Origin of the sequence: Adlercreutzia shanghongiae (assembly GCF_035830635.1) — a bacterium.
GTDB classification, from domain to species: Bacteria; Actinomycetota; Coriobacteriia; order Coriobacteriales; family Eggerthellaceae; genus Adlercreutzia; species Adlercreutzia shanghongiae.
The window spans coordinates 297,605-310,689 of the sequence record NZ_JAYMFI010000001.1; the positions used below are offsets into that span (position 1 = coordinate 297,605).

Consider the following 13,085-nt stretch of genomic DNA (forward strand, 5'->3'; position numbering starts at 1 on the left):
CTGTCCTATTCCTCGATACCGGCCGGGAGCACCACCGGGCGATCCTTGTCGGCCAGCAGATCTTGATCCTCGTAGCGCTCAATCTCGACCAGCGTGCTGTTGTAGCCGTTCATAAGACCGCTCTCGTAGCTGGTCGGGCACAGCACGTTTTCGCAGCCGCTCTTGGAGTAGCCCGTCTCGGGATCCATCTCCTGCCAAGATCCATGGGGAATGCCCACCACGCCCGGCATGAGCGTCTCCATCGTCGACACCTGACGCAGCACACCGCCGGCCTTCGAGCGGACGAGCACCCAGTCGCCATCGCTCACACCGCGATCGGCCGCATCGAGCGGGTTCATGTAGACGGGATTCTCGAACGCTTGGCGCAGCCAGCCCACGGAGTCGAATCCGGCATGGGCGCGACGCAGGTAGTGCGGCGTGTAAAGCTGCAGCGGGAACTCGCCCTTCACGCCGCCCTCGAAATCGGTGAAGGAGTCCTGGTAGCATCCCTCGCCCACTCGGTAGCAAGCATAGGGCTTGATCTCCTCTTTGTAGATGCCCATGCGGTTGTAGCCGTCGGCCTTCGTCTGGCAGTACAGCTCGAACTTGCCCGAGGTGCTGAAGGGACGCGGGTTGGCCTCGGGGTCGGCCACGAAATCGGCATAAGCGATATAGCCGCGGTTGTCGCCCTCGCTGCGCGGCACATGGTACAGCCCGCGCTTCACCAGCTCGTCGTAGTCGATAACGCCCTCCTGCACCGTGCCGTCGAGCCCCAGCTCATCGAGCTTCTCCTGCGTGATGGTAACCAGGGGACGGGACGTCACGCCGTCCTCGTCGATGAACGTCGCGCCGTTGATGCGGTCGAACTCACGCTGCTCCTCCGAGTAGGGGAACACGTCATCGCCGTTGAAGCCCAAGCGATCGAGCAGGTCGTGGCAGATGTCGCGATCCGAACGCGCCTCGAACAAGGGAGCCACGGCCCAGCTGGCGAAGTACATGGTCTCGCGGTTGGCGAAGTTGTACGTCAGCTGAAGGAAGCTCTGATCGTAGCCGGGGCCCTCCCAGGGCGTCGTGGAAGGCAACACGATGTCGGCGTACTGGGAAGACGTCGTGAAATGCTGTGACATAGAGAGCACGAACTCGGCGCTGCGGAAGGCCTTGATGCCCTCGTTGACGTCGACCATCGTGGTCAGGAACTGCGAGCACTGCGACATGATCATCTTGATGTTCACCGGTTTCTCTTCCGGCTCCTTCATGCCCGCCGTCGTGCAGTTGACCCAGTCGCAGTTGCCGATATCGGTGTAGGACCCCTTGTTGATGTCCTTCCACAGCGACGCCAAGGGGATGGCCACCGTGGAGCCGTTCTCGGCGGGATTGCCCGCAACGGCCTCGCTCACCGCCACATCGCGCATGGCGCCGGCGCTCACCAGCTTGTTACCCTCGTTGCCGGCGTAGTAGATCTCCGTAGGGTTGGTGGCATGGCCGGGCTTGCCGAAATGACCGCCCAGGCAGCCGACAGTCAGCGCGGCCTGGGGCATGCTCTCGCCCGCCGTGTTTCGGCCCGTCGCCCAGGCGTAGAGCGTCGTCACCGCGTGGTTCTTGCCGATCTTCTCCGCGTACCACGTGATGTCCTCGACGGGAGTTCCGCAGATGGCGCTCGCCCATTCAGGCGTTTTAGCCACTCCGTCGATGTTGCCCATGAGGTAATCGTAGATGTTCTCCTCGGAGCGCGCGTCGGCGGGAAGCCGGTCCTTGTCGAAGCCGACGGTGCACCGGTCGATGAAGTCCCAGTCCACGATGTCGCCCTTCTCCTTGTCGAGGCGAAGCATCTCGTAGGCGACGGCCAGGAGGAACGCGACGTCGGTGTTGGGGCGGCAGGGAATCCAGCGGGCGTCGAGCATCGATGCCGAGACGTTATACTCAGGTCCGATGAAGATGAACTCGGCGCCAGCCTCCTTCGCGCGCCAGAAGTGGAATGCGGGCGAGCCGCCCGAGCTCCAGGCCGGGTTCAGGCCGTGGAGCACGATGGTCTCGGCCTTCAGCATATCCAGGCGGTCGTTGGCGCCCATGACGCCCGGCTCGCCGGCCTCGGTGCTGATGCCCAAATCACCCGAGCAGAGCATCCAGTGCCCGTAGGACGTGCAGCCCGCGAAATTGGAGTAGCCCCCCATGAGCGGGAGCACCTTCTGCGGGAAGAGGCAGAAGCTGATGCCCGAGTAGAAGCAGGCCTCGGGCCCGTAGGCGTCGTAGATGCGCTTCATCTCGGATGCCGTGATGTCCAGAGCCTCGTCCCAGGAGATGCGCTCCCATTCGTCCACCCCGCGCAGCTCGCCGTTCACTTCGGTGCCGCCCGGGTTCCAGCTCTTGCGCTTCATGGGGTACTTGATGCGGTCGGCCGCGAAGACGTGCTTGCGCTGGGAGCGGCCGCGCGGGCAGGCTCGGTTCTGGAACTCCTCCAGCGTGTCCTCGCGATTGTCGTCGGTCTTGACGCGCGTTACCACGCCGTCGACCACGTAGGCCTTCAGCTGGCAGCGGCCGCCGCACAAAAGCCAGCAGGGCACCGGCTTCCACTCGCCGGGCTGGTTCTCATCGAATTCCGCATCGACTTGATAGTTCCGCGGCTCGGTATCGCCCGTACCGGCAAGCTTGCTCTCGGGGGCGCACCCGGCAGCCATGATGGCCGTCGCCGCTGCGGCGGCGCCGACAAATGCGCGGCGCGAAAGCGATCCCGTTCCACCTGTCGTCATTTCCATAATCTGTCTCCTCACACCTAGGCAGTATGCGAAGCGGCAAGATAGTTCCGGATCCCCTCTTTGCCCGCTCCGTCTCTCCAAAGCGAAGTATCCACACGGCAGACGCGGGGAGCAAATACTTGGTTTCGATGACGCAACATGCCTTTCCGGCATATTTCCACTACCGACAGGCTATCTAAGATGGGGTATATTGGAGCTGTCTTTCCAGCACGGGAACAGACGCGCGAGGGCGGGGGAAGCCATGGAATTGAGACAGCTGAGATATTTCGTCGCTATCGCCCGCGAGGGAAGCATCACCAACGCGGCAGCGAAGCTCTACATCACACAGCCGACCCTCTCGCGCCAGATGAGCGAGCTGGAACAAGAGATCGGCACTCAATTGCTCATTCGCTCGAAAAAACGGTTAGCCTTGACCGCCGACGGTGAGTCCTTTTTCCGCCATGCAACACGCATTCTCGATATGGCCGACGAAGCCGTGGCGCAATTCGCAGAAAGCACCTCCGCGATCGAAGGCGACGTGTTCATCGGCTGCGGGGAATCGAAGAACCTGCGCCTTGTTTTTCGCATCATTGCCGATATCGCCGAGAACCATCCGGGGATCCGCGTCCATATCACTACGGGAAACGCAATGGATCTTCTCCACCAGCTCAACAACGGCTACTTTGATTTCGTTTTTCAGTACGAACGACTCTACGAAGGGCGCAACGAATGCGACTCGTTGGAACTGACGACGAAAAACCGGCTCGTATGCATCGTCAGAAAGGATCACCCGCTGTCGCAGAAAGCGGAACTCAGTCCTGTCGATCTGACGACGGGACGCCTGGCAGCCTCGCGGCAGGCCATGAACTCCAGCGTTCTTCGGGCATGGGGAGACGATATGCTTCAACAGCTGAACGTAACGGCCACCTACAACCTCCCCTTCAACGGCGTCGCCATGGTAGAAGCAGGGCTTGCTGACCTCATGCTCAATTACGAGGGGCTCTACACGCCCTCGCCCGAATCCCCCGCTGTCGTTATCCCCCTCGTCGACGCCCCCGAGGGAAGCGAGTTCCTCGTCTGGCGCAAGGACAAGCGCTTCTCCCGCGCCGCCCAATACGTTTTCGACCACCTGCTGGACGAATTGCGCGCATAGAGAGTCGAGGTAGGCCAGTCTGAGGCCTGGCGATGCGCTCTCTCCTACAGAGCCACAACCTCCGTACCGCGCTCCTTGATGAACTCGAGGGGGCTCACGCGATGAATGCCCAAGTTGCGGAAGGCGCCGTCGTCCCTCGTGACGATGCACTCGATCTGCTCGATCTCGGCCGCTGCCGCTATGATGCCGTCCTCGTAGTCCGGGCGCTCCAGAGGGAGGGCGCGTCGGCAGACTGCTTCGTCGACAGCAAGGAGACGAGCGAGCTCGAGCATGCGCTCAACCGACTCGTAGGCGGCATCGGCGTCTTTCAGGCGCTCCACGAGAAAGAAGACGTCCTTCAGAGAAGTGGCGGCCACGCAGAGATCGTCGTCCTCGTCGATGCAGTCGTAAAGCGCCGTCAGGGAAGCTTCCCAAAAGCCCTCTCGGCTCAAAATGATGTCGAGCCACACGTTCGTGTCGAAAAGGACCTTCATGACAGCGCCTCGTATCGAGACAGCATGGCCTGGAACCTCATTGCGGAAAGCTCGTCATCGTCGAGAGAGGAGCCCCCACCTGCCAGCCCCACGAGACTGCGCGCAATTTCGCGCTTGCGTCTGCGCTGTGCGGCCTCGTCCCGCCGGCATTCCTGCACCAGGAAGCTGGGAACCTCGCGCGTCCGCGCCATAGACGACCACAGCCCGCGGATTGCCTCGGTCGTCGATATTCCGTTGTCGCGAAGCACCTTATCGCCCCGCTCCTTAACCGCCGCATTCAAGCGCGCATTGATGGTAGCCTGAGCCATTTCAACCTCCTTGACGCGCCCATCATACCTGATGCATTATGGTAATGCAATATAGTGACGCTATAGCGGAATCGTAAAAGCCCCTCGTCGTTTCGCATTCTCGCCTCATCACGCGGCCACAAGCGGAACCGACGCCGACATCTGCCGCGAGATGGGGGGTGTCTCTATAGTTTTGTCAACCCCGTTTGGACCCGTCTCTTCCAGCGGCGCCAAGGCGCACTTGCCCAGGCCCCCACGGGGCCTGCGAGAACGCCTCTCTCCTAGGCGCCCGGCTCCTTGTAGGGCCTCGGATCCCTCATGATGGAGTAGATGACCCTGAGGCGCTTTCGGGCGACGGCCTTCAGCGCCGCGTTGTGCCTCATCTTCCTCGCGCGGCACTCGTCGTAGTAGCGCCCGAAGCGGTTCTTCGTGCCGACGAGCGAGTTGCAGGAGAAGATCAGGAGGTTCTTCAGCGGCTTGCTCCCGCCCCGCTGCGGCCTGGTCGACCTCACGCTGGTGCCGGACTGGCTGTCGGCCGGGGCCACCCCGCAGTAGCTCGCGAGCTTGTCGCAGCTGGGGAACAGGGAGATGTCGACGGCCGCCACCAGGGCCGCGGCCGTCTTCGGGCCGATGCCGGGCACCGTGAGCAGGCACCGGTAGGTCTCGTCGTCGCCGAGCTCCGCCGCCATCAGCGACTGCAGCTCCTCCATCTCCGCGCCCAGCGCGAGGATGTCGCGGGCCAGCATGCGCACGAGCGCGTCGCCGGCCTCCGTGGCCGTCGCGGCGGCGCCCGCCGCGGCCTCCCACAGGGCCGCGCTCGCCGCCCTGGCCGCGCCGTGCGCCCTCTCGGCCACCGCTCTGAAGCGCCTGAGGCCGGCCGCGGCGACCTCGCCCGGCCCCCCGATCTCGGCGAACACGGCCATCTGCCAGGCGCTGGAGGGTTCGACCGCCGCCTCCAGCGCCGGATCGGCCTCGAGCAGCACCGCGCGCAGCCGGTTCTTCGCCTGCGTCCTCGACCTGGTGCAGAAGTCGAGCTGGGACGCGAGCAGCCGCGCGGCCGCCGCCCGGGGCGCCTCCTCGGCGAGGGGCCTGAGCGTGTGCGGCATGCCCAGCGCTGCCCGAGCGATCACCTCGGCGTCTATGCGGTCGGTCTTGGCCACGCCGGCCTCGGCGTCGCGCAGGGCCTTCTCGGCCGATCCCGGCAGGTAGGCGACCGGGTTGCCGGCGGCGCGGGCCCTCGCGACGACCAGCGCGCCGATGTTGCGCTTCTGGTCGACCACCACCAGCGCCCCCGAGCCCGCGCGCGCCAGCAGGGCGTCCACGTCGGCCGCCCTGTTGGCGACCCGCTCGCTCAGGACCACGCGCCCCGCGGGGTCGATGCCGCAGGCCCAGTGCGACGCCTTGCCGACGTCGAGGCCCAGGACCGCGGCGGTTGTGCCGTTCTCTTCCATGATGTATCCTCTCCGAAGGTCGGCCGGCCGGTCCCGCCGCAGGCCCGCGACACCCACATTACCCGGCCGTGGCGCCGCGCGCCCGGCAGATCTCTATCAGTCGTCCGCCCGCGGCCTGGCGGCGCCGGTGGCAACACCCCCCGGCCTTCTGGAGAGGCAGGGGCAGAGGGCCATCCGGCGCGGCCGGCCAGCAGCCCGCAAGGGCCGCCCCCATCGTAGCCTCCTCGCTATAGAAGATAAAGAGAGCCGCCCTTATCGGACGGCTCTTACTGTAATGGGGCGGCCCCGCCACGGCGCCAATAATCACAGGCTCATGAACTCACGTGCATCGTGCGCAGGGACCATCCCCTCTCCCGCAAAACAGAGCTGCCCCCGAAGACGCGCCCGTCGTTGTTGCCCCCTGTCCAACGAGCGGCGCGACTGCGAGCTTTTGGTGTGACACAAGAACAAGTATCTCTCCCGCACCGGACAACACGTTCTCGATCGTCTTCTCGACGAGCTGCGCGCATAGCAGCCAACACGGAGGCATCCCCGCCATGGCCGCTCAAACCATCGTCGGCGGAAACGTCGTTTACGAGGGGGCTCGGCCGGGGCAACATGCTCATGGCAAGCGCCCCTTTCTCGAGGGACGTGAAGCGCGAAACGGGGCAGGACGGCCTACGCCCTCCCCGATTCGCAAACATTTTGAGGTCGCTATTTAACGAGCATGCCCGAAGCCGCGGCATCGGGAACAATGGCGATGTCGAAGCCTGCAGCCCCCTCGCCCTACAAGGCGGAGAAGGGCCGCAGCAGACCGTGTTTCGTTTCCACAGCTTCGACCCCCGTGTACACAATCTCGCGCGCCTCTGGCGGAACTCCCAGCACATCCCCCAGCCCATCGAGCGTCGCGAAGAACTTCGGACGGTAGGTCGACGAGGCCTTCATCTCGATGGCCCGCTGGATGGCACCACCCTTTTCAATGAGCAGATCGATCTCGCGACCAGATGAGTCCCTCCAGAAATAAAACTCTGGCATCTTTCCCGCTGCGTAAGAGGCCTTCGTCAGCTCGGATATGACGGCATTCTCGAACAGCGCCCCCTTAAAATCGCTCATCAGAAATTCCTCGGGTGTTTCAATTCCCAGAAGAGAACACGCGAGACCCGTGTCGCTAAAATAGAGCTTGGGTGTTTTAACAAGCCTCTTTCCGAAGTTGCGGTGGTAAGGACGCAGCAGATGGATGATGAAGCTCTGCTCTAGCAAGGAGAGCCATTCTTTGGCTGTCCGCACATTAATGCCGCACTCCGTCGCCATGGATTGGACATTTACGAGGTTCCCGATTCGTGCCGCGCACAGCCCGATGAAACGATTGAACTCGGCGAGCTTCACTACGCCCATTTCACGGCGTACATCCCGGTCGAGATAGGTCTGAACGTAGCTGGGATAGTACTCGTCAGGATTCATCGGCACGTCGTGGAGACGCGGGTAGCCGCCGCGAACGACCCATTCCTCCGTCGTTGGCCCGTGCCCCCACGCCTCCTTCACCTCACGGTAAGACAGCGGCAGCAGGTGTCTTACCGCGACCCGTCCAGCGAGCGATTGCGAAATCGCCTCCATCAGAAGGAAGTTCTGCGAACCGGAGACGATGTACTGCCCGGATTCGCCCGTCTCATCTACCGCGCCCTGAAGATAGGAGAACAGCTCGGGAACTCGCTGAGCCTCATCCAGAATGGTACGAGGTCCGTGAAGGGCGAGAAAGGATCGGGGGTCGTCCTGAGCAAAGGCGCGAGCGTCGGGGTCTTCCAAGGAAACATAGGAGTACTCCGGAAACTCGTTTCTCAAAAGCGTCGTCTTGCCACTCTGACGCGGACCTGTAAGGGAAACAATGGGAAACTGCTGCAAATTTCTGCGCAACGTCTCCGCAACAGAACGCGGAATCATAGCACCACCTGGCCTTTACAAGAAAAAATATCCTTGCTGATATGGGCTTTCCCGTATAGAGTACCAAATTATTCGATTCATTACTACCAGATTATCCTATTATCAACTACAAGATTATCTAGTATGCCACTACAAGTTTATCCAGTATTTCATTGCAAGATTATCCAGTACTCTGCCGCAAGATTGTCAACTCGAAGCAGCGACAAGACCGCAGCCTATTTCGAGATCAAGCCCGCTGCCACATCGTCGGCAGCAGAGTAGCGGTCTTGGGCTTCACTCCGTAGGCCACACGAACTGCCGGGCCATCGAACGCGGCGGCCAGCGCCACCTCCACGCTACCCGCGCCGCAGCGCATCCACCGGCGCCAGCCGCGATCCGAAAAGAGCCTGGTTCCGGGAACTAAGGCGATTCGGGACCAAAACGCGCGATTCCAGCCCAGAAGCCGGGAGATCGATTCGGGACCAAACGCACGATTCCGAGTTCTTCAGCTACGGTGTTGGGCCGACGTGGCCCGCGAGGGGCTTTGAGGTGCGAGGGTCCGAAAGGGGGATCCGTTCCTCAATTCGCCCATCCCCTCAAAAGGCGAGGGCTTTTTCTCTATTGACCAGAGCCCCAACAGGCGCTGGATATCGAACACGCTTTTTCCCCGAGCGGAAAGCTCAATCGAAGAAGGCCCGCCAAGCAGGGAGGGTTGCTTGGCGGGCGCTGAGAAAAAGGGCTCGTTGCTCGGTTTCACGAAGCTCTAACGAGCTCGAATTCTTCTGAGTGCTCCAGCTTCAACGCAAAAAGTCTCTGCAGGGCCTCGCGAATACTTGCAAGCGACTGCGAAGCAGCCTCTAACGCCTGCTTCAAATCAGAGGGCTGCCAGATTTCAGCCACATCTTTCAACCATTGAAGGGCTTCTCCGAGGAAAACGTCGTCCAGCCGAACAAACTCGGCAGCCGCCTCAACGAGGCGACCATAGAACGGCGCTTTTCCAGAATCTTTTAGCTCCACGGCATAACGCGCGATCCATCCAGTCATGCACTGCCCCAGAAACGACTTTTGCGACACAAGCCCTTCTCGCACCGTCGCAAAGTCAGCATCTTCGAAGGAACCAGCAAGACCAAAGGCCAAGCGCGCCATGAAATTGCACTCCAGAGCGATATGGTCATCGGGAACATGCTGCAAACGGGCCGGTCGGTAGCCTTGCAATCGATAGATTTCGCGCACCTTTAGCGTCCCCTTTTGAAACATGACCGGATCGCCGCTTTCGTACGGGGAGCCCCAGGGCAATGCCGGAAGGGTCGACGGCCCCACAAAGACGCGTGTAAACTCGCTCCTGGCGCGATCAATCGACTCGTCGCTAAAAGAGACCCCGAGATTGGCCAGATAGCCCGCCAGCTCATCGATGGCAGGGCTTTCTTCTCTATACTCGTCAAGCACATCCCGGGTATTCTGGTCCACGAGCGTTTCAATGAACTCGCGATTAGGCTCGCCGCCAAACAGCAATCCGAGCAATCGGTACATATAAGCACGCGACAGCATTAGCGCATCAAGCGCCAGCGCTTCGTCCCGCATCTCCCCCATGGCGTCCCTCCTTCACGAGGGGCGCGCCGCAGCACGCCCCGCTAACTCAATCGAAGCCTAGACTTGAACTAAAGCCGCACAACACGACTGTCTGATGCCATCGCCTCCTCTTTGGCTTTCATTACCAAATTCGGATTTGTCGCCGCGGCCTTTGGCATGCAAGGCAACTCGCTGACCAGATCGCTGCCGTATTTACCCTTGAGGTCATCGATTTCGCCGAAGTCCAACGCCCTCATGGCGCAGGCAGCCACACAGACCGGATTGATGCCCGCCTCGCGCAAGGGCTTGCAACTGTCGCACTTTACAACAAGATTCTCTGCTTCGACATATTGAGGCGCTTCATACGGACACGAACCCACGCACGTCTTGCACCCGATGCACGCATCGTCGTCATGCTGAACCGTTCCGTCTTCCGCTTTGTGCATTGCGCCTGTCGGGCAATTTGCAACACACGCTGGGCTCTCGCAATGATTACAAGAGACGCTTGTATGAAAGAGACCTGGATTCGGGTACGATCCCGTCTCATGGGATGTGACACGTCTCGTACGAGGTCCAGCAATTTGAAGGTCCTGCCGATCCTTGCAGGCAATCTGGCACGCCTTGCATCCCACGCAACGAGTGCCGTCGAAATAAAATCCCAAGCTCATCTTAAGTCCCCCTTACTAAGCCTCGTCGCCGAGAATGAACGGGTCACGCTCGTAATCTTCCTGCAACGGCTCGCCGTCATATTTTTCCAGTTCCACGAGCAAGCTGTTGTAGCCGCCCAAGTGCGGGAAATAGTTGCTTTGCACAGGTCCGTACAGAATTTGCTCGTTGCCGCCCAAATCAATCACGTCGTCTGGATCAGAATCGTCGATTACGCTGTGAGCCCCATGAGGCAAGGCGGCCGTACCGGGCATGATCGAGCTCAAGACGCAGGCATTGCGCACCGTCTTGCCATAAGCGCTGCGAACAAGCACGGTGTCTCCATCGGCAATGCCACGCTCAGCGGCATCGTCTGCGTTGATGAACACGGGATTGACAAACGCCTCCTGCAACCACGCGCTATTGTCGAAGCTGGTATGGGAACGTCGCAGGTAGTGATGGTTGTACATCTGAATAGGATACTCGCCCTTTACCTTGTTCTCCCAATCCGCGAAGGATGCCTCGTAGCCATCAATCGGGACAATGTAGTTAGCATAGGGCTTGATCGGCTCGGGATTGATTTCCATGACGTTGAAGTTGTCGGCCTTAAGCTGGCAATACAGTTCCAGCTTGCCGCTGCGCGACGGTCGCGGGTTGGCGACAGGATCATCCACATAGTCCTTGTAGCCGATGAAGCTGTAATTGTCACCAGGCTCGCGCTCGATCACATAGCAACCGGCATGGATAAACTCCTCGAGAGTCATCTCCCCCTCTTGTGGAGGATTGTCGACGCCCCACTTCTCGGAGTCCTCGGCCGTCCAAGTTAGAAGACGCTTGTAGGTAACGCCGTCTTTGTCCAGGAACTGGCACCCCACAAGATTGTCGAAGAAGGTGGTCTTGAACTCGTACGGGAACACGTCCTCCACATTCAGACCGACCTTTTCCGTGAGAGCACGGAGAATCCACACGTCGGAACGGGCCTCCCCCACGGGCTTTACGCAAGGCCAGTTGGCGCGAATCAAGTCACGGCGCGACAACTTGTCGCCGTTGCGGTACAGCGGCCAATCGACCGGCCCGTCATCGGGATCGTCGTTGCACTCCCAAGCCGTCAGAGCCGGCAGGGCAAAATCGGCGTACTGCACCGTTAGCGTGCTTTTGATGTCGCACGCCACCACCATATCGAACACCTTGATAGCCTTCAGGAAATCATTGAGGTCCTGGCGCGTCTGCGCGAAGTTCTGCCCGAACCCAAACAAGATATGGGGATCGAGGGGCATTTCCTTGGCCTTGTGGAACGTCAGAGCCGACTCGGTATTCTCACGATGGCCCGTCACGCACGTGGATACGTACTTTCCGTCGAGCACGGACTTCCACCACATGGGACCCTCAATGCAATTGTTCTCATACGGATCGGGAAGACGAGTGTTCCCGCGCACATCGGCATACTCGTACAGCCACGGACCTGAATCGGCGGTATCGAAGGAGTACGAAGCACCGCAGGCATGGCCGCTCTTGCCCATATGGCCGCCCATGGCGCCTACCGTGAGAAACGCTTGGGGCAGATTCTCGGCGCCGTTCACGCGAGAGGCGGCGTAACTGTGCAGGAACATCGTCTTGTTGTTCTTGCCCATAATTTCGGCAAGGAACGTGATGTCCTCAACCGGCGTGCCGCAGATTTCGGAAGCCCATTCGGGCGTCTTGGGGATGCCGTCGTAAACGCCCTTGACATACTCGCTGATGCACTCGTTGAGCTCGGCGTCTTCGGGCATATGATCGAGATCGAAGCCCACGCAGTAGGTGTTGAGGAAGTCCCAGTCGATAATGTCGCCGCGCTCTTCATCGAGCCGCATCATCTCGTACATCACGGCCAGGAGGAGAGCTGTGTCCGTACCCGGGCGAGCGGGGATCCAGCGACCGTCGAAAGCTGCCACCGAGGCATTGCGGCTCGTGTTGATATACACGAACTTCGCACCCGCCTCTTGGGCCAGCTTGAAATAGTAGTTCGGCGTAATGCCGTTGCACCACACGGTGTTGGCTCCCAAAAAGACGATGTACTCGGCGTTGCGCATGTCGTAGCGATCGTTTACCGTGGCGAGGTCGGCGTGGTCGCCCCATACGACGTTCAGCCCCAAGCACTGCGGTTTGAACACCCAGGTACCGAACGACTCGGTGTTCGACTCCATGATGGCGCCGCCCATAGCGCGCAACAAGTTTGAAGCTGGCTGCCAGCGCCAAGAATTGCACATGACCGCCTGAGGGCCGTAGTCGGCATACACGCGCTTCAGTTCGCCAGCGATCAGATCGAGCGCGTCGTCCCAGCTAACACGCTCCCATTCATCCTTGCCGCGCAACTCGCCATGGGAGTTCTCGCCGCCGCCCGGCTGCCAACTCTTGCGCTTCATGGGGTACTTCAGACGATCGGCATTGTACAGCTGCTGGCGCAGAGAGCGGCCGCGAGGACAGCTTCGTTGCTGAGGGCGACCGTCTGTGTCTTCATGCGTATCATCGGTAGCCTGACGCACGATGACGCCATCCACCAAGTAGCCCCGGTTCACACAGCCGCCGCCGCAGTTCTCATTGCAGCACATCGGCACCCATTGCCCACGCTCTTCCAGAATATCAATGTCAGACGCGACAACATGGGCGCTTCCGCCCTCTCCCGTATCACTCAGTTCGTCGCCGGATTTGCCGTTGGGCGCGCATCCCGCGATACCCGCCGCAGCCAAAGCTGCCGCAGCCGCGGCACTGCCCTTCAGGAAATTGCGGCGCCCGACTTTCTTCTCGAGTAATGCCATTTGATTCCCCTCTCGTCTCGCGCAACGCGTGACAGAAATCACGTTACTAGATGCAACGGGCCAAAGGCAACAGCCTAGGATTTGTCCCCTCTTCCCGCTCTACTG

At 60.8% G+C, this 13,085-nt stretch carries 9 protein-coding genes; 1 reads left to right on the plus strand and 8 read right to left on the minus strand.

The features are described 5' to 3' along the window. Positions 1-5: 5 nt before the first annotated feature. Positions 6-2,732, minus strand: a complete 2,727-nt coding sequence (locus VJ923_RS01380; RefSeq protein WP_326437755.1) for a molybdopterin-dependent oxidoreductase — start codon at positions 2,730-2,732, stop codon at positions 6-8. Positions 2,733-2,973: 241 nt separating this feature from the next. On the opposite strand from VJ923_RS01380, the gene VJ923_RS01385 reads away from it, so the two are divergent. Then, positions 2,974-3,864: a LysR family transcriptional regulator gene (locus VJ923_RS01385; RefSeq protein WP_326437757.1), complete on the plus strand. Its 891-nt coding sequence runs from the start codon at positions 2,974-2,976 to the stop codon at positions 3,862-3,864. A gap of 44 nt (positions 3,865-3,908) precedes the next feature. Here VJ923_RS01385 and VJ923_RS01390 read toward each other — a convergent pair whose 3' ends face one another. The 7 genes from VJ923_RS01390 to VJ923_RS01420 form a co-directional block, all read right to left on the minus strand. Continuing rightward, positions 3,909-4,337: a type II toxin-antitoxin system VapC family toxin gene (locus tag VJ923_RS01390; RefSeq protein ID WP_326437759.1), complete on the minus strand. Its 429-nt coding sequence runs from the start codon at positions 4,335-4,337 to the stop codon at positions 3,909-3,911. Continuing rightward, the gene (locus VJ923_RS01395; RefSeq protein WP_326437761.1) at positions 4,334-4,645 is read right to left on the minus strand and encodes a hypothetical protein; all 312 of its coding nucleotides are present in this window, start codon (positions 4,643-4,645) and stop codon (positions 4,334-4,336) included. The genes VJ923_RS01390 and VJ923_RS01395 overlap by 4 nt, the downstream gene beginning before the upstream one ends. 260 nt (positions 4,646-4,905) lie before the next feature. Further along, positions 4,906-6,075, minus strand: coding sequence for an IS110 family RNA-guided transposase (locus tag VJ923_RS01400; protein ID WP_326437763.1), 1,170 nt, complete (start codon positions 6,073-6,075; stop codon positions 4,906-4,908). Positions 6,076-6,840: 765 nt separating this feature from the next. Further along, complete coding sequence (locus VJ923_RS01405) at positions 6,841-7,992, minus strand: ATP-binding protein (RefSeq protein ID WP_326437765.1); 1,152 nt, start codon at positions 7,990-7,992, stop codon at positions 6,841-6,843. Between the two features lie 732 nt (positions 7,993-8,724). Beyond that, the gene (locus VJ923_RS01410; protein WP_326437767.1) at positions 8,725-9,561 is read right to left on the minus strand and encodes a TorD/DmsD family molecular chaperone; all 837 of its coding nucleotides are present in this window, start codon (positions 9,559-9,561) and stop codon (positions 8,725-8,727) included. Between the two features lie 68 nt (positions 9,562-9,629). Then, on the minus strand, positions 9,630-10,208 hold the full coding sequence (locus VJ923_RS01415; protein ID WP_326437769.1) for a 4Fe-4S dicluster domain-containing protein: 579 nt from the start codon (positions 10,206-10,208) through the stop codon (positions 9,630-9,632). A 15-nt stretch (positions 10,209-10,223) separates the two neighbouring features. Beyond that, a complete protein-coding gene (locus VJ923_RS01420) occupies positions 10,224-12,980 on the minus strand; it encodes a molybdopterin-containing oxidoreductase family protein (RefSeq protein WP_326437770.1) in 2,757 nt (918 codons plus the stop codon). Positions 12,981-13,085 lie beyond the last annotated feature (105 nt).